An 18,655-nucleotide genomic window follows, 5' to 3' on the forward strand; every position below is an offset into this window, starting at 1 on the left:
AGCTCAGTTGCCCTGGGAGGGAACGTCGAAGGTCTTTTCCCAATGCGCGTTCGCGGTGTCGGTCGCCGCGACCGTGATCTTGCCGTTCGCCTCCGGCTTGAAGCCGAACTCGATCACCGGGTTCGAGGAGATCGAGATGTCGCCGTCGAGCGTGAAAACGTCCTTGTCGTTATAGGTGACCTTGATCGTCTTGATGTAGCGGGGCGGCGTGTAGGTGCGCTTCACCTGGTCCATCTGCATGCCCGAGAAGTTCGGATGGCGGATCATCAGCGTGGCGACGGCCGGCTTGCCGGGAGTCACCTCGTCGCGGACGCGCAGGCGCATGTCGCCCATCCCCTTCATCGCTTCCTCGTCGCTCGCGCCGACGGGCGCGGAGCAGCCGCCGCTCGCCTTCACGAAGTTGGCGGTCTCGACAAGGCGGCCGTCGGAGGTCTCAGCCACCGCGCGGACGTTGGAATAGGTGTTCACCCGCACGCGGAGCTTGGTGAGGCTGGCGTCGCCCGCGGGGCCGAAGGTGATCTTGCCGGCGACCGGCGCTGGATTGTCGTCGATGAACAGCGTCGCCGCCCTCACCTCGCCCGGACGAGAGGCCTTCAGCGCGATCGGCACCATGGAGGCGTCCTCGGCCCGAACCGGCGTGTCGAGCGAGACGAGGTCGCCATCCTCGACTTTGCGGTCGCCGAACACGGTCTGACGAAGCTCCGTCCAGCGCGCCTCGCGCTCGGCCTTGTCGTCGGCGGCGTGGGCGGCGGAGAGGGAAAGAGCGGCGGCGAGCCCGAAGGCCGCGGCGCGCGAGACATTCGCGATCATGTGTTCCTCCGTGCGGCGCTCTGCGTCGCCTTTGGCCATGGGCCGGGTTCGCCCGGATTATGCGGCCTCGGAGTATACGCGCCATCCCGAACCTTCGTTACGCCTCCCGCTCTTATTGTTCAGCGGAGCGCGCGGTTGTGCAGCATCCGGCCGATGAGGTTGAGCAGCACTTGCGCGGCGAGGATCGAGGTGACGCCCGCCGGGTCATATTCGCGGGCGACCTCGACGAGGTCGACGCCGACCACCTCGCCCTGCTTGGTCAGGCCGTCGAGCAGCTCCAGCACCTCGTAGTACTGGAAGCCGCCATGGCTCGGCGTGCCGGTGCCGGGCGCGATGGACGGGTCGAAGCCGTCGATGTCGATCGTGACGTAATAGCGAGCCCCGGCCGGGATCCGCGCCAGCACGGCCTCGACGCCGAGCTTGCGGATCTGCCGGACGGACAGGATGTCGGAGCCCATGGCCCGCGCGTCCTCATAGCCTTCGCGGGCGGTGGACGAGACGTTGCGGATGCCGAGCTGCGTCAGGCCGGTGACGTAATCCCGCTCCGCCGCGCGCCGCATCGGACTGCCATGGCCGTAGCGGACGCCGTGGCGCTCGTCGACGAAGTCGAGATGGGCGTCGAACTGCACGAGATGGATCGGCGCTTCGTCGGAAAAGGCGGCGATGCAGGGGATGTTGACGGAGTGGTCGCCGCCGAGCACGACCGGGATCGCGCCGGCCTTCAGAATCGTCCGGACCGCCGTCTCGATATTGGCGTGGCTGCGGATCGTGTCGGTATGGATCATGTCGGCGTCGCCGAGATCGACGATCCGGGCCTTGCCCGCCTCGAGATAGACGACGTCGTCTTCGTGGTCGTAGGCGCCGGAATGACCGAAGGCGAACAGGGTTGAGGCCTCGCGGATCGCCCGCGGTCCCGACCGCGCGCCTGAGCGCCATTGCGTGCCGAGATCGAACGGCGCGCCGAGGATGCAGACGTCCGCGTCAATCCGGTCCCAGTCGAGCTGCAGCGGATATTTGCCGAAGGTCGCGACGCCGACGAAGGGCAGATCGAGGCGCCCGCTTTCGTAGCCGTGGGCCATTGTCAGGTCCCCCGCGCGGCCACGTGGTCGGCCAGCACGCAGAGCAGCTCGAACATGATGGTCGCCCCCGTCATCGCAGTCAGCCCCGACGGGTCGAACGGCGGCGCGACTTCGACGAGGTCGGCGCCGATCACGTTCAGACCGGAGAGCTTGCGCACCATCGCCTGCGCCTCCCGGGTCGTGAAGCCGCCGATTTCCGGCGTGCCGGTGCCGGGCGCCTGGGACGGGTCGATGCCGTCGATGTCGAAGGTGACGTAGGTCGGCTTGTCGCCGAGGATCTCGCGCGCCTCCGCCATCACGTCGTCGACGCCGCGGGCGCAGAACTCCTCCATGAAGATCGTGCGCACTCCCGCGTCGCGCGCGAAGTCGAAGTTCCTGGGATCGCCGATCGAGCCGCGGATGCCGATCTGTACGAACCGCTTCGGGTCGATCAGCCCTTCCTCGATCCCGCGGCGGAACGGCGTGCCGTGATTGTATTTCTGGCCGAAGAATTCGTCATAGGTGTCGGAATGCGCGTCAAACTGGATGAGGCCGACTGGCTCCTCCGGTTTCAGCCCCCGCAGGATCGGCAGGGTGATGAGGTGGTCGCCGCCGCCGGTCAGCGGAAGCGCGCCGGCCGACTTGATGCGCGCATAAAACCCCTCGATGAGCGAAAGATTCTCCATCAGATCGAGCGGGTGCACCGGCGCGTCGCCGCAATCGGCGACCCGCGCGGCGTCGTAAGGCGAGCGCCACGTCGTATGATTGTAGCGGCGCATCAGCGAGGACTGGTTGCGCAGCTCCCGCGGCCCGTGGCGCGTGCCGGGTCGGTTCGTCACCGCGATGTCGAACGGCACGCCGACGATCGCGATGTCGACCTCCTCCGGCGCCATCACCGGCAGGCGCATGAAGGTCGACATGCCAGCGAAGCGCGGAACGGCGCCGCTGTCGAGCGGTTCGGGATGAGCGGGTGCGTCGCTCAAAGTCCGAATTCCTTCCTCACCGCCGCGGTGATCAGCGCGACATGGTCGTCCATCAGCCACTGGCCCTTTTCCGCACTCGACCCGTGAGCGACGGCGAGCACGCCGGACGCCGGGCCGAAGCCCCTCGGCGTCGGCCAGATGTCGTAGGTCGGGAATTGCGCGGGGCCGTCCGAGGGGACCTTGTCCATCTCGACGAGATCAGGCCGTAGCAAAAGCATCAGCGAGGTCTCAAGCAGGCTGGCGTGCTCGAGCTCCGTGCCGGGGAAGCCGTCCGGGAACAGGCGGTCGAGCGTCTCGCGGCGCACGAAGTCCCAATATTCCAGCCGCATGGCTTGCATGTCCGCGATCCCGTCGCGGCGGAGCTCGCGCAGGCCGAGATCGAGACCTTCGACGGACGGCCACATGTTCTCGTAGTGGCCGATCACGAGTACGATCCTGCGCACCCCGTCACGACCGAGGCCGCGGATGACATCGCGGATCACGAGCGAAAAAGTATGCGCGTCGAGGCTGGTCGTGCCCGGAAACGCCTCGCCGCCGCCCGACCGCGGCATCGATTTGCAGCCGTAGGGAATGCACGGCGCGACGAGGCCGCCGACCTCCCGCGCCACGCGCTCGCAGACGCCGGTCGGCAGCACGACGTCGACGTTCATCGCCATGTGCGGACCGTGCTGCTCGGTGGCCCCGAGGGGCAGGAAGACCGGCGCGCCAGCCTTCACCTTGGCTTCGTATTCCGGCCAGCTCAGTTCGGCCATGAAGACGCTGTCGACCATCTTGATCCCCTCAGTGCATAGCGGCGCCGCCGTCGACGCTCACGCACTGCCCCGTGGTGAAGGTCGTCCGGCGGCTGGTCAGGAAAAGGATCGCCTCGGCCACCTCTTCGGCACGGCCGATCCGGCGCATCGGATTCAGCGTTTCGAGCGCCTGCTGCTCGGGCGTCATCGCGGCGAAGTTCAGCAGCGGCGTGTCGATCGGCCCCGGCGCGACCGCGTTGACCAGCACCTTCGGCGCGAGCTCCCGCGCCCAGGAGCGCGTGAGCGCGAGGATGGCGCCCTTGGTCGCGCAATAGCCCGACGCGCCGGCGCGGCCGAGATAGCCGAGCTCGGAGGCAATGTTGACGATGCGCCCCCCGTCTTCACCGAAGTGCTTCAGCGCCTCGCGAGCGATAAGGATCACCCCGCGCACGTTGACGGCGACCATGCGGTCGAACGCGGCGAGGTCGAAGCGTTCGAGCGGGCTTTCGAGATCGAGACCGGCGGAGCTCACGACGGCGTCGAGCCCGCCGAGCGTCTTGGAGGCCTCGGCCATCGCGGAAACCACCTGAGCCTCGTCGGCGAGGTCGCACGCGACCATCGGGAATGCCGAGGATATCGGCGCGATGTCGAGGCCCACGACCCTTGCGCCTTCTTCCGTGAGCCGCATTGCGCCGGCTCGGCCGATCCCGCTCGACGCCCCCGTGACGACGACGCGCAGCCCCTGATGCGGGCTCACCATGGCGCTTCTCCCCTGTCTGCTCCGAGGCTCTGGCCGGTGACGCTCGCCGCAAGGTCCGAGGCGAGGAACAGGTAGGAGCCCGCAACGTCCTCCGGCTCCATGAAGCCCGGCAGCGCCTGGGCCGCGACGATCCCGTCGAGAAGCTCTTCTTCCGGCCGCCCTGCCCGCTCGGCCATCCGCGTCAGGGAGCGCAGCGACGCCTCCGTTTTGACCCAGCCTGGGCAGACGGCGTTGACGTTGATCCCGCGCGGGCCGAGCTCCTTCGCCCAGGTCTTGGTCAGCCCGATCACGGCGTGCTTCGACGCGACATAGGCGCCGAACTCCGCTTCCGCCGTGCGCGACCACACCGACGCCGTGTTGATGATGCGCCCGCCGGCCGACATCTTCGGCGCGAGCGCGCGGGTCATCAGGAAAGTCCCGACGACGTTGATCTCGAGGATGCGCCGGAAGGTCGCTTCGTTCTCGGACGAGAAATCGTCGAGCGGCGTCAGCCGCTCGTAGCCGGCGTTGTTCACCAGCACGTCGAGGCGGCCGATCGAGGCGGCGAAAGCCTCGACGGCGTAGGAGTCGGTGATGTCGGCGAGGACGCCGCGCGCGCCGAGCCGCTCGGCGGCCTCGAACACGCCCTCGTCGTCTGCGAGCATCGTGAGTTCCGCGCCGGCGGCGGAAAAGGCGCGCGCGATCCCGAGGCCGATGCCTCGGCTGGAACCCGTGACGACGACCGATCGGCCGGATAGACCCTGCAGCATCTCAGAGCTCCCCGCCGGCTGCCGCGCGCACCACGCCGATCGCCTCGCGGCGGAGCGCGAAAAAGTCGTCCCCGTCGCGCATCTCCAGCGTCCGCTCTTCGCCGAGGCGCGTCTTCACGTCGATCTCGGCGACGATCCGCGTCGGGCGCTTCGAAAACACCACCACGCGGTCGGCGAGGAACAGCGCCTCCTCGACGTCGTGGGTGACAAACACCACCGTTTTGGCGTCGCGCCGCTGGATGCGGCGGAGTTCGGCCTGGAGCTGCTCGCGCCTGAGCGCGTCAAGCGCGCCGAAAGGCTCGTCCATCAGCAGCACGTCGGCGCCGGCGGCGAGCGTGCGGGCGATCGCGATGCGCTGCCGCATGCCGCCCGAAACCTGGTTCGGATAGCTGTCGGAGAACTCGTAGAGCCCGACGAGGTCGAGATAGCGTTCCGCGCGGACCGCCTTCTCCTGCTCCGACAGGTCCTTCCGGTACTTCATGCCGAAGGCGACGTTCTGTCCGACCGTCAGCCAGGGGAAGGACGAATAGGACTGGAACACCATGCCGCGCCGCCGGTCCGGGCGGCCGACCGGCTCACCGTCGAGGCGGATCTCGCCCGAGCTCGGCTGGTCGAGCCCGCCGACCATGCGCATCAGCGTGGTCTTGCCGCAGCCGGAGGGGCCGAGGAACGCCACGAACTCGTGGCGCGCGACTTCGAGATCGAAGGGCTGCTCGACGACCTGCACGGAGCCGAACCGCTTCGTGACGCCGTCGAACACGAGATGAGGAGTTGGCGCGGTCGCCATCACAGATACCGGAAGGCGCGGCGGTGGATGGCGCGCAGAAGTTGATCGGTGGCGAGGCCGATCACGCCGATCAGCACCACGCCGGCCATCACCTCGGGCGTCTTCATGTAGCGGCGGGCGGCCCAGATCACGAAGCCGAGCCCGCTGTCGGCCGCGACGATTTCGGCGATGATCAGATAGGTCCAGCACCAGCCGAGCGTGATGCGGAGATTATCGATGAGGCTCGGCAGCATCGCGCGGAAGGCGACGTCCTTGAGCGCCTGCGCTTGGCTCGCCCCGATCGTGTAGGCGGTCTCGAAGTATTCGTTCGGCACGCGCCGCATGTCGTCCGCGACGAGCAGCACGAGCTGGAAGAAGGTGCCGAGCCACAACAGGAAGATCTTGGTCTCTTCGCCCACGCCAAACCAGATGATCGAGAGCGGGACGAGCGCCGGGACCGGCAGATAGCGGATAAAGTCGATCGCCGGCTCGAGCGCCGCGCCGACCGGCCGGAAGCCGCTCATCGCCATGCCGATGGGGATCGCCATCACCGCGGCCAGCAGGAACGCGCCCCAGACGCGCAGCGTCGACACCCAGGCGTGCCAAGCGAGATGCTGGGTGGAGAACATCCGGCCCATCGCCGCGAGGATCTCGCTCGGCGCGGGGAAGAACAGCGGCGTCGTCAGACCGAGCCGGGCGACGAACTCCCAAAGCGCAAGGATCGCGATGCTGGAGGCGACCGCGATCACGGCGCCCCAGGGACGGGGCAGCGCTGCGCGTAGCCGGAAGGCGCCTCCGACCGCGGAGGGGCGCCGGCGGAGGCCGGCGTCCCTTGTCGCAGGGAGGGACGCCGCATCAGGAATGACGCGTCCCTCGGTCATGCTCACTTTGCGCCGGAGACGGCGGCCATGACGGACGAGTCGATCTGCGACTTGACGTCGAGCTTGGCGTCGGCGGCCTTGTTCTCGACGTTGAGGTCCATCACCGTGTCGAAGATGGCGTAGAGCGTTCCCGGCTTGTCCGGCGTGCCGATCAGCTTGGCCGTCTCCTCGGCTCCCGTGAACGTCAGGCTGGTGTCGAAGATGCCCTTCACCTCGGCGTCGCTGAGATTGTAGTGCGGCGCGGTCGTCTTGATGAATTCGGCAGGGTCGGACTTGTAGAGTTCGACGGCCTTGAAGATGCCCTTCATGAACTTCTGGTATTTCGTCGGATTGGTCTTCAGGTCATCCTGCCGGACATCGATCACGTCGATAATGATGTCGCTATCCTTTGACGACAGCAGCATCTTGCCGTTGCGCTGCGTCTGCGAGGACACCGCCTGCGACATGAACGGCTCGTAGGTGCCGATCGCGGCGATCGAGCTGTCGGCGAACACCGCCACCGTGTCCGGCGTCATGATGTTCTTGATGTTGAGGTCGTCGAGCGTCATGCCCTCCTTCTTGAGCGCGAGCTGAAGCAGGAGGCGTGCGGGGATGTTCGGCTCCACCGCGACGGTCTTGCCCTTGAGATCCTTGATCGAGGCGATCGATCCGTCCGCGATCACGCCGTCGCCGCCGACAGACTTGTCAATCGTGCCGATGATCACGCCCGGGGTGTTCGCGTCGCGGGGACGCCCCTGGTGCTCTCCGACGGTGCGCATGTCGACTTCGATGTCGCCGCGCGTCATTGCCGCGAGAACGTTCGAGCGGTCGTCTTCGAACCGCATGTCGACGTCGAGCCCCAGTTCCTTGAAGTACCCTTTGTCGATCGCGACGAAGACCGGCGCATAGCCCGGCCAGGTCGGAGCGAGAACCCTGAGCGTGTCCGCCGCGAGGGCGGGACCCGCCGCAAGCAGACCCAGGCTGGCGACGACAAGCGTATGACGAAGACGTCCCATGGCGACCTCCATTCGGTGCTGGAGGGATCATTTCGCGCTTTCGCATCGACGGATATCGCTTTTGTTGGAATGATACATCGACCGACATCGATGTAAGACCAGACCCCCATGGACGCCCGCCCCAAAGCCCGCATGCGCAGGCTCGACAATATCGACCTGCGGCTGCTGCGCGTCTTTCTGACGCTGGCAGAATCCGGTGGCTTCGCGGACGCGCAGATCAATCTCAACCTGTCTCAATCGACGCTCTCGACCCACCTATCCTCGCTCGAGCGAAAACTCGGCGGTCAGCTCTGCGAGCGCGGCCGGGGAGGCTTCCGCCTGACGCCGTTCGGCGAGGCGGCCTACGCCGCGGCGCGACGGCTGTTCGACGACGTCGACGCCTTCCACGCCCGCATCGGCCGCGATCAGCAGCGTCTCGTCGGACGGTTGCGGGTCGGCGTGGTCGACGGCGTGGTGACCAATCCCAAGCTCGGCCTCCAGACTGCGTTCAGCCGCTACATGGGCTATGCGGCCGAGGTCTTCGTCGACCTCGAGCTTGGCACCCCGCTGGAGCTCGAACAGGCGCTGATGGACGGACGGCGGGACATCGTCGTCGGCCCGTTCAGCCAGAAGGCGCCGGGCCTCGTCTATGCGCCGCTCTGCCGCGAGCCGCACGCGCTCTATTGCGGCAAAGGGCACCCGCTGTTCGAGCGACCGGACAAATCGATCCGGCACGAGGACATCGAGGAGGCGCTGTTCTCGGTGCGCCGCTACCGCCACCTCGACGACCTCTATCGTGTGAACCATCCGCGGGCGAGCGGCGCAGTGATGCATATGGAGGCCCAGACGATGCTGATCCTGTCGGGACGTTTTGTCGGCTATCTGCCGAACCATATCGGCGATCACTGGGCGGCGCGCGGCGAGATGCGCGTCATCCGCCGCGAGGGCTACGGGTTCGAATCCCAGCACTTCGTCGCGACTCGGCGGCCGAAGGGAGAGCTTCCGCTGGTCGACGCCTTCGTGGACGAGCTGAAGCGGCAGGCGGCGGAAGGCTAGGCGCGGTCGATAGACGCCGTCGAGAGCCGCACCGGCAAGCGCTCGATCCTCAGCGATTTTCGGAGCGCCCGCGACAGCGCGTCCACGGCGATCGCCATGCAGCCCGTGGCGAGGATCAGCACGACGGCGACGTCGAGCCTCAGCTCCGAGATCGCGGCGTCGACGTGGAAGCCGAGGGTCGCGACGCCCAAGATGCCGAAGATCGCGCTTTCCCGGAGGATGATCTCCCAGCGATAGAGCAGATAAGCGAGGAACTGCCCGTAAGCGCGCGGCACGACTTCGTAGGCGTAGAGGTTCACGCCGCGCGGCGCGTCGGGGCGGTAGGCGAGACCGTCGACATGGCGGCCCATGAGATAGCCGATGATGCCGGCATTGTGGATCGAGAGCGCGATGATCGCGGGCAGCATGGATGGCCCGAAGAGCTGCAGCAGCACGTAAGCAAGGACATATTCCGGCGTCGAGCGCACGACGACCAGCAGAATGCGGCCGAGCGGCTGGCCGAGCCGGCCCGTGAAGCGGCGCGAGACCAGCGGGAGCAGTGCGAGCGCCCCGGCGCCCGTCGCAACCAGCGCAAGCTGCGACAGGACGAGCGTCTCGAGCGCGCCGGGCAGGATCTGCTCGGTCACGATCGACCTCAGCCATGCGCCGAAGCGGCTCCAGGTCTCGAGGCTGAGCCAGTCGCCGTTCCGGAGCGGCGCGGGCATGATAGCGCGACCGAAGCGAAGAAGGTTGCTCGAGACGTCTCCCGAACCGCCCATAGACGGCAGCGCGAGGATCGCGGCCGCGAACAGCAGCGGCAGCGTGCGGGCGCGCGCCCAGAGCCGCCGGGATCCGATCAGCACATAGAAGACAAGCAGCAGCGCGCCGGCCTCGGCGTAGCGCCCCTGCCGGAAGGCGCTCTCGAGGTAGAAGCCCATCGTCGGCAAGCCGATGAAGCCGAGCACGAGCGTCGAGCGCATGGCGCATTCGAGCCGGTACAGCGTGTAGGTCTTCATACGCACGGCCAAATCCGGCAGCCGCGCATAGAAGAACGCCGAGACGGTCGAGGTGGCCTTCGGCAGGGCGACGAGGGCGGAAAGGTCCGCCTCCTCGATCATCTCTGAATAAACCTTTGCGCAGATGCCGGCGTAGGGCAGCGCGATGGCGAGCACGCCTGTGATCGCCGACAGGCCAAAGACCTGCATCAACAGCAGCGCCCAGAACAATTCGTGCACCGACCGCACCAGCGCGCAGGCGATGCGCACCGTCCGCGAGCGCGCGAAGACGATCGCGAGCAGGAAGCCGGCCCCCGCGCCGAGCGTGACGCCGACCACCGCGAAGGCCAGCGTGCTGACCACGCTCCATCCCGCGATCGCGGCAAAATCCGGAGCCGCCAGGCCGGCGAACATCCGGCGGAGTTCGCCGAACGGATCCATCGTCGTGACCGCAAGATCGGCGAACAGCAGCGAGACGGCGGCGAGCAAGACGAAGGCCCGCGTCGCCGAGAGGTAGCCGCGCGGCAGGATGGCGGCCAATGCGGACATCGTGCCTCAGGCCTCGAAGAACGGCGCGAGGTCGGCTGCGGACAGCGCGCGGGACGGCTGATCCAGCACGATCCGCCCGTCGTCCAGCACGACGATCCTGTCCACGTGGTCGAGCGCAAGCGGCGCGTCGTGGAGCACGAGGATCGTCGTTTCCGAGCGCTCCGCGATGCGCGCGAGGATCGCCGCGCCCTGCCGGCGATCGAGCGCCGAGACCGGTTCGTCGGCGACGATCACCGGTCGTCCGTCATAGAGCGCGCGGGCCACAGAGACGCGCTGGCGCTGGCCTCCCGAAAGCGCGCCAGCCTTGGAGAACAGCTCGGCTTCCAGCTCGACCAGCGCCAGCGTTTCGCGGACCGCCGCGACGTCCGCCTGTGCCGGCCGGACGAGGGTCCAAAGATTCCGAAGCGTCGAGCGGCGATCGAGCCGGCCCATATAGACGTTGTGGAACACGCTGAGCGCGTCGACGAGCGCGGAGGCCTGCGGCGCGAGCGCGACCTGGCCGCCGAGTTCGCGGTGGATCAGGTTCACCAGCGTGGATTTGCCCGCCCCCGACCGTCCCATTAGCGCGACGCGCTCGCCCGCGTAAATCGTGAGGTCGATCCCTCGAAGAGCGGCGCGGCCGCCATAGCCCGCGGTGGCGTTCTTGAGATGGATGAGCGGAGCGGGCGTGCGTGCTTCGAGACGCCCCGGCTCGCGCCGCGGCTCCTCAGCATGAGGACCGTCTCTGCTGACGAGAGTCTTCTCGCCCCTCATGCTGAGGAGGCTCGAAGAGCCGGCTCGAAGCACGCAGAACCCATCCGCCTCAATCCAGCAGGCCTGTCGCTTTGCCGACCTCCTCGACGGGCGCATAGGCGGCGTTGTCGACCGGGATGAACTTCGAGCGGCCGAACGGATCGAGGATCGCGCGGTCCGTCACCTCGATCAGCGCCGCCTTGAGCCTTCCCGTGAAGCCTGCGCCATATGTCTCGTCGACGTCGCCGCGGACCGTCCACTGGTAGTCCGGGAAGGGCGGGCTCTCCCAGATGATCTTGACCTTGGCCGCATCGACCTTGCCCGCCTTCACGTCGAGATCCCAGACGGAATAATCGACCGCGCCGACCTCGAAGGCGCCGGACTGGACGAGTTGGATGGTGCGGCTGTGGTCGCCGGAGAAGCCGACCCTTGAGAACACCTGCTCGGGCGTCTTGCCCGGAAAGGCCTGCCGGATGAAGTGCTCCGGCATCACCCGGCCGGAGGTCGAGGAGCGAGCGCCGAAGGTGAAGGTCTTGCCGGCGGCTTCCTTTGGAAAGTCAGCCGTCTTCTCGAGACCCGTCGCGGCGTTGGCGATGAAATAGGTCTTGAAGGCGGCATCCTCGGCGCCTTGCGCAAGCGCCTGTGCGCCGGGATTGGCTTTGCGGGCCTGCACGCCGGTGAAACCGCCGAACCAAGCGAGTTGCACGTCGCCGTTCGTGAAGGCGGTGACCGCCGCGGGATAACTCTTCACCGGCAGATATTTGACCGAAACGCCGAGCTTGCCCTGAAGATACTCGGCGACCTTGGTGAACCGCTCGACCAGGCGGCTTTCGTCCTGGTCGGGGATGGCGGTGAAGACGAAGGCGGCTTGGCTGAACGCCTGACCGCAGAGCGCGAGCAAGGCGGCGAATGCGATGACGATGCGCCTCACGGGCGACCTCCTCGTGATCGTATGACGTCTTTGCCGCGATCTTTGAGCTCGCGGAGCGACTTTTGTCGCGCGTCATGCGTCCAAGAGGAAGCGGGTTATTTTGAAAAGCGAGGAGCCTTAGGTCGAAAAATCAGCTTTTCCGGCCCGGCGCCGGGCGGAAAATCCATTTACAGTCGCCGCCATCAAGAGCGGCGCGGACGCGCCCGCCGCGCCAAGGACCTTTTCACGATGAAGTTCAAGCTCGGCTGCGACCTCGAATATAAGATCCTCGAGGAGACCGTCTTCATCTTCAACTTCCAGGTCGCGAAGCTCCAGCGCCACAAGGCGCTGACGGACAGCCTGACGCTGAAGCCCGACCTCCCGGTCGTCGACTACACCGTCCCGGATCTTCAAAACCGCTACATCCGAGTGCTTGCTCAGCCCGGCGACTTCTCGGTGCACTACACAGCCGAGGTCGACCTCCACGTCCACCGCGCCGATCCTACTGGAGTGCGCGAGATGGACGTCCGAGACCTGCCGCTCGACATCCTGCCCCAGTTGCTGCCGAGCCGCTTCGTCCCGTCCGACCGTCTAGCGGATTTCGCCTATCGCGAATTCGGCGATTTTCCCCGTGGCTACGAGCGGGTCAGCGCGATCTGCAGCTGGATCTACCAGAACATCGACTACCGGCGCGGCAGCAGCAATTCCGAGACGACGGCGACCGAGATCTTGATCCGGCGCGCGGGCGTCTGCCGCGACTTCGCGCATCTCGGCATCGCTTTCTGCCGCGCGCTCGGCATCCCCGCGCGGCTTGTCAGCTGCTACGCGTTCGGCCTGTCTCCGGCCGATTTCCACGCGGTGTTCGAGGCCTATCTCGACGGCCGCTGGTGGCTGTTCGACGCGACGCGGCAGGCGGCGCTCGACGGGCTGGTGCGGATCGGCGTCGGCCGAGACGCCGCCGAGATCGCGTTCTCGACGCCGTTCGGATTGATGGAGGCCGGCCCGATCAACATCTGGATCGAGCGCGCCGACGGCGAGCCCGAGCCGACGCCGCGCACGACCGATGCGATCTCGACCGAAGAGCCCGCGCCGAACGCCGGCGCGGCGTGATCAGTCCGGCAGCCCGAACGCGATCACCGCGCCGCCCTGGCGAAAGCCCCAGATCTGGCTGCCGCCGGCGGCGACCGCGACATACTCCGTTCCGTCGACCGCGTAGGCCATCGGCGGGGCGTTGACGCCGGCGCCGCAATTGAAGCTCCACAGCGTCTCGCCGGTCGCTGAATCGAAGGCCGAGAGGTCGCCGCTTCCCTCCCCGTTGAACACCAGCCCGCCGGCGGTCGCGAGCGTGCCGCCGATCAGCGGCTCGGGCGTCCGGCGTTGCCAGAGGATCTTGCCGCCGGCCTTCAGGTCGATAGCGCTCAGGAGCCCGTACATCCCCTCCTTCACCGGCTCGATGCTGAAGAAGCGCACGGCGGGCTTGTCGGCCGTCGCCGCAATCTCCTGGGCTCGATAGGTCGAGGGCCAGTGCATGGCGGCGACGAAGGCGCGGCCGGCCTGCTCGTCGACCGCCGCGGGCGACCAGTTCGAGCCGCCGCCGACGCCGGGCGCGATGACGATTCCCTCCTTCGTCGGCGCGCGGAACAGGTTGGTCTGCGGCGCGTAAGGCTCGGACTTGAACAGCAGTTCGCCGGTCGCGCGGTCGTGGACGAAGTACCAGCCGAGCTTGCTCGCCTGACCGACCGCCGCGACCTTGCGGCCACTGACTTCGACGTCGAACAAGGCCGGCGGGCTCGCGACGTCGTAGCCCCAAAGGTCGTGCGGCACCTGCTGGTAGTGCCAGACGAGCTTGCCGGTCTTGGCGTCGATCGCGACCAGCGAGGAGGTATAGAGATTGTCGCCCGGCCGGCTTTCCCCCGCGACCTGCGGACTCGGATTGCCGATGCCAAGGTAGAGCAGCCCGGTTTTCGAATCGAGCGCGGGCGCGTGCCAGATCGAGCCGCCGCCGAACTTCCAGGCGTCCTTGTGCTCGGGCGCCGCCGCCTTCTCGGCCGGGATGTCGCGCTCCAGCTTCACGCCATAGGCCGTCTCCTGCGAGAACGCGCCCTCCCAGTCTTCCCTGGTGCTCTCGAAGGTCCAGATTCGCGCGCCGGTCTTGGCGTCGAAGGCGGCGAGGAAGCCCGGCCTTCCGTAGCGCCCGGCGACGCCGACGACCGCGCCGAGCGGCGCGCCGGGCCGGTCGCTGTCGAGATGCAGGCCGTAGCCGACGCCGGTGATGCCGACGATGACCTTGCCGTCATAAACCAGCGGCGCCGAGTTCGCCCCGATGCCCGTCGCGCCGGCGACTGCGCCCTTCATCGCCGCGTCGCCGCCTCGAATCGTGGCGCTGTCCTCGCTCGGCGCCTCAGCGTCGGTCGCGGGCGCAAGCGCCACATCGAACACGACCTTTCCAGTCGCTTGATCAAGCGCGACGAGGCGGGCGTCGACGGTCGCGACATAGACGAGCCCGTAGCCCAGCGCGACGCCGCGATTGGCCGGGCCGCAGCAGAGTTTCTTGGTCGTCGCCTTGTGTTCGTAGCGCCAGCGCTCGCGGCCCGTCTTCGCGTCGATCGCGATGACGTGGGAGAACGGCGCGGAGAGGTACATCACCCCGTCGGCGACGAGCGGGGTCGTCTGGAAGGTCGCGGCGTAGCCGGTCTGATAGATCCACTTCGGGACGAGACGCTTCACCGACGTCCGATCAATTGCGGAAAGCGGCGAGAACCGGCTGTCGCCATAGTCGCGGCCGGGCAAGATCCAGTTCCCCGTGTCCGAGCCTGCGCTTTGCAGACGGGCGTCGTCGATCGGCGCGGCCCTGCCTGGCGCTGCGGCGAGCAGAAGCGCCAGGATGATGTGGAAACGCTTCATGACGCTGCTCTCTCCGGCCGCTCAGGCGAGGCGGGATAATGGAGCGCGCGCGTTTTCAAGCAACGCCTGCTTTAGCCGCGATATGAGCAGACCGCGCCCCGTTCTCTCCTAAGAGATAATAATAATGTTGCAGATCAGCATCTTAGGCGATCAAATCAAGTTGTGTTCGCAGGATGGCAACTTGATGGCGGGAAGGTTTCCCGTCTAATGGGGCCGAGCCGTCCTACGAGGCGGCCGGGGAAACGTTTGCGTTCGGGGGCCGAGATGATTCGTGGCGCGTCGCGTCTATTGTTGTGTTCGACTGTCAGCCTTTCGGCGCTGCTCGCAATCGCTCCTGCCAAGGCGCAGGACGGGTCAACCTCTCTCGAAGAGATCGACGTCATCGGCACCACGCCGATCGGAGGTGACGGGCTCGACCGTGACAAGGTTCCGTCGGCTGTCACGAGCGTGACGCAGAGCGACTTCTCCGGCGTGTCCCAACGCTCGGTCTCTGAAGCGATCGCGCGCAAGACCCCCTCCGTCAGCCTCGCCGACGTGCAGGGCAATCCGTACTTCAAGGACTTCTACTTCCGCGGCTTCGTCGCCTCGCCGCTGAACGGCACGCCGCAGGGCATCGCCGTCTATCAGAACGGCGTCCGCCAGAACGAGGCGTTCGGCGACACCGTCAACTTCGATCTCATCCCGGAGGTCGCGATCGACCGCGCCGACGTCTTCACCAACAATCCGGTGTTCGGCCTCAACGCGCTCGGCGGCGCGCTGAACATCAAGATGAAGAACGGCTTCACCTATCAGGGCCTCGAGACCGAGTTCCTGGCGGGCTCCTTCGGAAAGTATTCCGGCAACGCCCAATGGGGCCAGCAGTTCGGAAACTGGTCGGCCTATCTGGCGCTCGAGGGCGAGCGTGACGGCGGCTGGCGCGACTTCTCGAACTCGAACGTCAAACGGCTCTACGGCGACATCGGCTACAAGGGCGACGCCGCCGAGATCCACTTCAACGTGTCGCTGGCTGACACCCATCTCGGCGTGGTTGGCCCGACCCCGCAAGAACTGCTCGACCGCGATGGGCGGAAGGCCGTCTATACCGGCCCGCAGACCACCGACAACAAGGCCGCCCAGTTCAACCTGACGGGCCAGTTCGACCTTTCGAACGCCTGGTCGCTGCAGACCAACGCCTATTATCGCCGCTTCAAGCAGAGCCATGTCGACGGCAACGACACCGACGTCCGACTCTGCGAGGATCCTGTGCTCGCAGCAGCCGGAAATCTCTGCCTCGAGGCCGATGACATCATCGACCCCGCGACCGGCACAAATCCGGACGACGACGATCCGCGCCTGATCGTGCGGGACAAGAACGGGAACCCGGTCGTCGCGCCTGCCGGCTTCGAGGACCGCCCGGGTTCGATCGAGCGATCCTGGACGAAGTCCCAGACCGTCGGCGGCACCGCTCAGGCCACCAACACAAATGAATTGTGGGGCAAGACCAACCACTTCGTGGTGGGCGTCAGCTACGACCACGGTTGGACCGATTTCCGGGGCAACAGCGAACTCGGCATCATCCCGGATGACCTGCAGGTCGACGGGACGGGCGACATCTATCACACGACCATTCCCGGCGGGATTCTGCCGACGGACGTGAAGACCCGGAACGACTATCTCGGGATCTACGCGAGCAACACGCTCGATGTCACCGATCGCCTGTCGGCCACCATCGGTGCGCGGCTGAACTACGCGCATATCTCGCTCAAGGACTTCAGTCCGTTCGTCAACTACTCGGATGAAGCCATGACGATCCCCGCGGGGTCGGGCATCGATGGCAAGCACAACTTCACCCGCTTCAATCCGATGGCGGGCGTGACCTACAAAATCACGCCTGAGACCACGGCTTACGCCAGCTATTCCGAGACGAACCGCGCGCCGACGCCGCTCGAGCTCGCCTGCGCCGATCCGTCGAATCCCTGCCAGCTCGAGGGCTTCCTGGTCTCTGATCCGCCTCTGAAGCAGGTCGTGACCCGGACCGGCGAGATCGGCCTGCGCGGCCACACGACTCCCGGCTTCGGCGGCCTCCTCAACTGGAAGGTCGGCGGCTATTTCGCCTACAACAACAACGACATCCTAACGATCCCGAGCTTCATCACCGGCCGCGGCTACTTCCGGAACGCCGGGGACACCCAGCGCGCAGGCGTCGAGCTCTCGGCGGACTACCAGACCGACACCTGGGGCATGTACGCGAACTACAGCTATATCGACGCGACCTTCCGGTCGAACGTGACGCTCGGTTCGCCGAACAGTCCATCGGCGAACGGCGCAGGCGAGATCAACGTCCGCAAGGGCGACCATCTCCCCGCCATTCCGGAGCATCAGGCGAAGATCGGCGTCGCCTGGCGGCCCGTTCCGAAGCTGACGCTCGGCGCGGACGTGGTGATCATGTCGAGCCAGTATCTCGTCGGCGACGAGTCCAATCAGGAGCGGAAGCTCAAGGGCTATGCAGTGTTCAACGCCAACGCGTCCTGGCAGGTCACCGACCAGATCCGCGTGTTCGGCCTGATCGATAACGTGTTCAATCAGCGCTACGCGACCTACGGCACGTTCTACGACAATGACGACATCGAGTTCCTGAACCTCTCGGGCAGCCGGAGCATCACGCCGGCCCGCCCGCGCGGCGCCTATGTCGGCGTGGGCTACAAATTCACGGCCGACGCCGCCCCGGTGCTCGTCACGAAGAACTGACGGCTCCGTCCGATCCAAGCACCGAAAAGGCCGCTCCGAGCGCCGGGGCGGCCTTTTTCAGTTCCGGGGCGACCTCTCTCGCGAGAATCCCGCGCGCGAGCGCTGCGACGTCGGCGGGCAGGCGGCCGAATTGGTGGCGGAAGGCGACGAGGGTGAGTTGGCGGCGGAGCTGCGGCCCTGGGGTCGGGACGAATTCGATCGTCGAGAGGTCCCCGCCCCCCTCGTAGAGACAGAGCGGCGTCGTAATCGCGAAATGTCCGCCTCTGGCGACCATCGCGGAGACGCCGTAGGGCGTGTCGAACTCCATCGCTCGCGGGATCTCCAGCCCGAGGCGCCTGAGATGGCGGTCGATGTCGACGCCAGTGGAGGAGCGCGCGCTGAAGCGGACAAAGCCGAGCTCGGAGGCCAACGCCGCGAGATCGGCGACGGACGAAACAGGGCGCGATCCCCTTGGCTTCGCGAGCAGATAGTTTTCGGCGACGATCGGCCAGCGCTCCAGACCGGTCATGTCGCCAAGATCGTCGACGCCGATCATCAGGTCGAGATTGCGGGTGACGAGCGCCGAGGCGTGGGCGCTGGTTAGGCCGGAATAGACCGAGGCCTCGTCGGCGCGTGCGGCGAGGTGCTGCGCGAGCGGGGCCGCGAAGGCGCGCGACAGCGAGTCCACAAGCCCCACGCGGACGAGCGACAAGCGCCCGCGAGACGCTTCGCGCATCATTGGTCCAATCTGCCGCGCCTCCGACAGCAGCGCGCTCGCGCGCTGGCGGAGCAGTGCGCCGGCGGTGGTCAGCGCAAGTGGCCGAACACTGCGGTCGAACAGCGGTGCGCCGAGCCGCGACTCGAGCTCGGCGATCGCAAGCGAGACGGCGGGCTGCGTAAGCCCCATCCGTCGCGCCGCGGCCGCCATGCCGCCCGCTTCGCAGACGGCGAGGAAGATCGAGAGCGACCGGAGGTCGAAGGGAAGGTCGTCAGAGCGTGACATGGGCCGGGAACCTCGTCATCCGCCAATGCCCTGCAAGCTAGCACTATAACTCAAACTTATATTGAGCGCTCTGTCGACGCAGTCCATCGTCCCGGCTGACGAACCGTGG

Annotated in this window: 17 protein-coding genes; 3 read left to right on the plus strand and 14 right to left on the minus strand. The window is 66.9% G+C overall.

Annotation, left to right across the window (positions count from 1 at the left end):
* Positions 1–3: 3 nt before the first annotated feature.
* From EYR15_RS15620 to EYR15_RS15660, 9 genes are all read right to left on the minus strand, one after another.
* Positions 4–810 (minus strand): quinoprotein dehydrogenase-associated SoxYZ-like carrier, encoded by an 807-nt coding sequence (locus EYR15_RS15620; protein WP_131004506.1) that lies wholly within the window; start codon positions 808–810, stop codon positions 4–6.
* A 119-nt stretch (positions 811–929) separates the two neighbouring features.
* Positions 930–1,889, minus strand: coding sequence for an agmatinase (gene speB / locus EYR15_RS15625; RefSeq protein ID WP_131004507.1), 960 nt, complete (start codon positions 1,887–1,889; stop codon positions 930–932).
* 2 nt (positions 1,890–1,891) lie between these two features.
* The gene (gene speB, locus EYR15_RS15630) at positions 1,892–2,776 is read right to left on the minus strand and encodes an agmatinase (protein WP_205741667.1); all 885 of its coding nucleotides are present in this window, start codon (positions 2,774–2,776) and stop codon (positions 1,892–1,894) included.
* Positions 2,777–2,847: 71 nt separating this feature from the next.
* Positions 2,848–3,621: a creatininase gene (locus EYR15_RS15635; RefSeq protein WP_131004508.1), complete on the minus strand. Its 774-nt coding sequence runs from the start codon at positions 3,619–3,621 to the stop codon at positions 2,848–2,850.
* 10 nt (positions 3,622–3,631) lie between these two features.
* Positions 3,632–4,342, minus strand: a complete 711-nt coding sequence (locus EYR15_RS15640) for an SDR family NAD(P)-dependent oxidoreductase (protein ID WP_131004509.1) — start codon at positions 4,340–4,342, stop codon at positions 3,632–3,634.
* Complete coding sequence (locus EYR15_RS15645) at positions 4,336–5,091, minus strand: SDR family NAD(P)-dependent oxidoreductase (protein WP_131004510.1); 756 nt, start codon at positions 5,089–5,091, stop codon at positions 4,336–4,338. The genes EYR15_RS15640 and EYR15_RS15645 overlap by 7 nt, the downstream gene beginning before the upstream one ends.
* A gap of 1 nt (position 5,092) precedes the next feature.
* Positions 5,093–5,878, minus strand: coding sequence for an ABC transporter ATP-binding protein (locus tag EYR15_RS15650; protein ID WP_131004511.1), 786 nt, complete (start codon positions 5,876–5,878; stop codon positions 5,093–5,095).
* Complete coding sequence (locus EYR15_RS15655; RefSeq protein WP_131004512.1) at positions 5,878–6,738, minus strand: ABC transporter permease; 861 nt, start codon at positions 6,736–6,738, stop codon at positions 5,878–5,880. The genes EYR15_RS15650 and EYR15_RS15655 overlap by 1 nt, the downstream gene beginning before the upstream one ends.
* A 2-nt stretch (positions 6,739–6,740) precedes the next feature.
* Complete coding sequence (locus tag EYR15_RS15660; RefSeq protein ID WP_131004513.1) at positions 6,741–7,733, minus strand: ABC transporter substrate-binding protein; 993 nt, start codon at positions 7,731–7,733, stop codon at positions 6,741–6,743.
* Between the two features lie 108 nt (positions 7,734–7,841).
* Here EYR15_RS15660 and EYR15_RS15665 point away from each other — a divergent pair, with 108 nt between their 5' ends.
* Entirely contained in the window at positions 7,842–8,768 is a 927-nt protein-coding gene (locus EYR15_RS15665; protein ID WP_245498355.1) for a LysR family transcriptional regulator, read from the plus strand.
* Here EYR15_RS15665 and EYR15_RS15670 read toward each other — a convergent pair.
* The 3 genes from EYR15_RS15670 to EYR15_RS15680 are packed head-to-tail and all read right to left on the minus strand — an operon-like array spanning position 8,765 to position 11,939.
* Complete coding sequence (locus tag EYR15_RS15670; RefSeq protein ID WP_131004514.1) at positions 8,765–10,291, minus strand: PhnE/PtxC family ABC transporter permease; 1,527 nt, start codon at positions 10,289–10,291, stop codon at positions 8,765–8,767. The genes EYR15_RS15665 and EYR15_RS15670 overlap by 4 nt on opposite strands.
* Positions 10,292–10,297: 6 nt before the next feature.
* Positions 10,298–11,044 carry an ATP-binding cassette domain-containing protein gene (locus EYR15_RS15675; RefSeq protein ID WP_131004515.1) on the minus strand — a complete coding sequence of 249 codons (747 nt, stop codon included), beginning with the start codon at positions 11,042–11,044 and terminating at the stop codon, positions 10,298–10,300.
* Between the two features lie 49 nt (positions 11,045–11,093).
* Positions 11,094–11,939: a putative selenate ABC transporter substrate-binding protein gene (locus tag EYR15_RS15680; RefSeq protein ID WP_428977145.1), complete on the minus strand. Its 846-nt coding sequence runs from the start codon at positions 11,937–11,939 to the stop codon at positions 11,094–11,096.
* A 243-nt stretch (positions 11,940–12,182) separates the two neighbouring features.
* Between EYR15_RS15680 and EYR15_RS15685 the strand changes: the two genes are divergently transcribed.
* Positions 12,183–13,043 carry a transglutaminase-like domain-containing protein gene (locus tag EYR15_RS15685; protein WP_131004517.1) on the plus strand — a complete coding sequence of 287 codons (861 nt, stop codon included), beginning with the start codon at positions 12,183–12,185 and terminating at the stop codon, positions 13,041–13,043.
* Here the strand turns inward: EYR15_RS15685 and EYR15_RS15690 are convergent, their stop codons facing one another.
* Complete coding sequence (locus EYR15_RS15690) at positions 13,044–14,837, minus strand: pyrroloquinoline quinone-dependent dehydrogenase (protein WP_131004518.1); 1,794 nt, start codon at positions 14,835–14,837, stop codon at positions 13,044–13,046.
* A gap of 264 nt (positions 14,838–15,101) precedes the next feature.
* Here EYR15_RS15690 and EYR15_RS15695 point away from each other — a divergent pair, with 264 nt between their 5' ends.
* Positions 15,102–17,564, plus strand: coding sequence for a TonB-dependent receptor (locus EYR15_RS15695; RefSeq protein ID WP_131004519.1), 2,463 nt, complete (start codon positions 15,102–15,104; stop codon positions 17,562–17,564).
* On the opposite strand, the gene EYR15_RS15700 is transcribed toward EYR15_RS15695, so the two are convergent.
* On the minus strand, positions 17,551–18,546 hold the full coding sequence (locus tag EYR15_RS15700; RefSeq protein WP_131004520.1) for a LysR family transcriptional regulator: 996 nt from the start codon (positions 18,544–18,546) through the stop codon (positions 17,551–17,553). The two genes, EYR15_RS15695 and EYR15_RS15700, sit on opposite strands and share 14 nt — an antisense overlap.
* Between the last annotated feature and the right edge of the window lie 109 nt (positions 18,547–18,655).

Origin of the sequence: Hansschlegelia quercus, assembly GCF_004310425.1 — a bacterium.
GTDB classification, from domain to species: Bacteria; Pseudomonadota; Alphaproteobacteria; order Rhizobiales; family Methylopilaceae; genus Methylopila; species Methylopila quercus.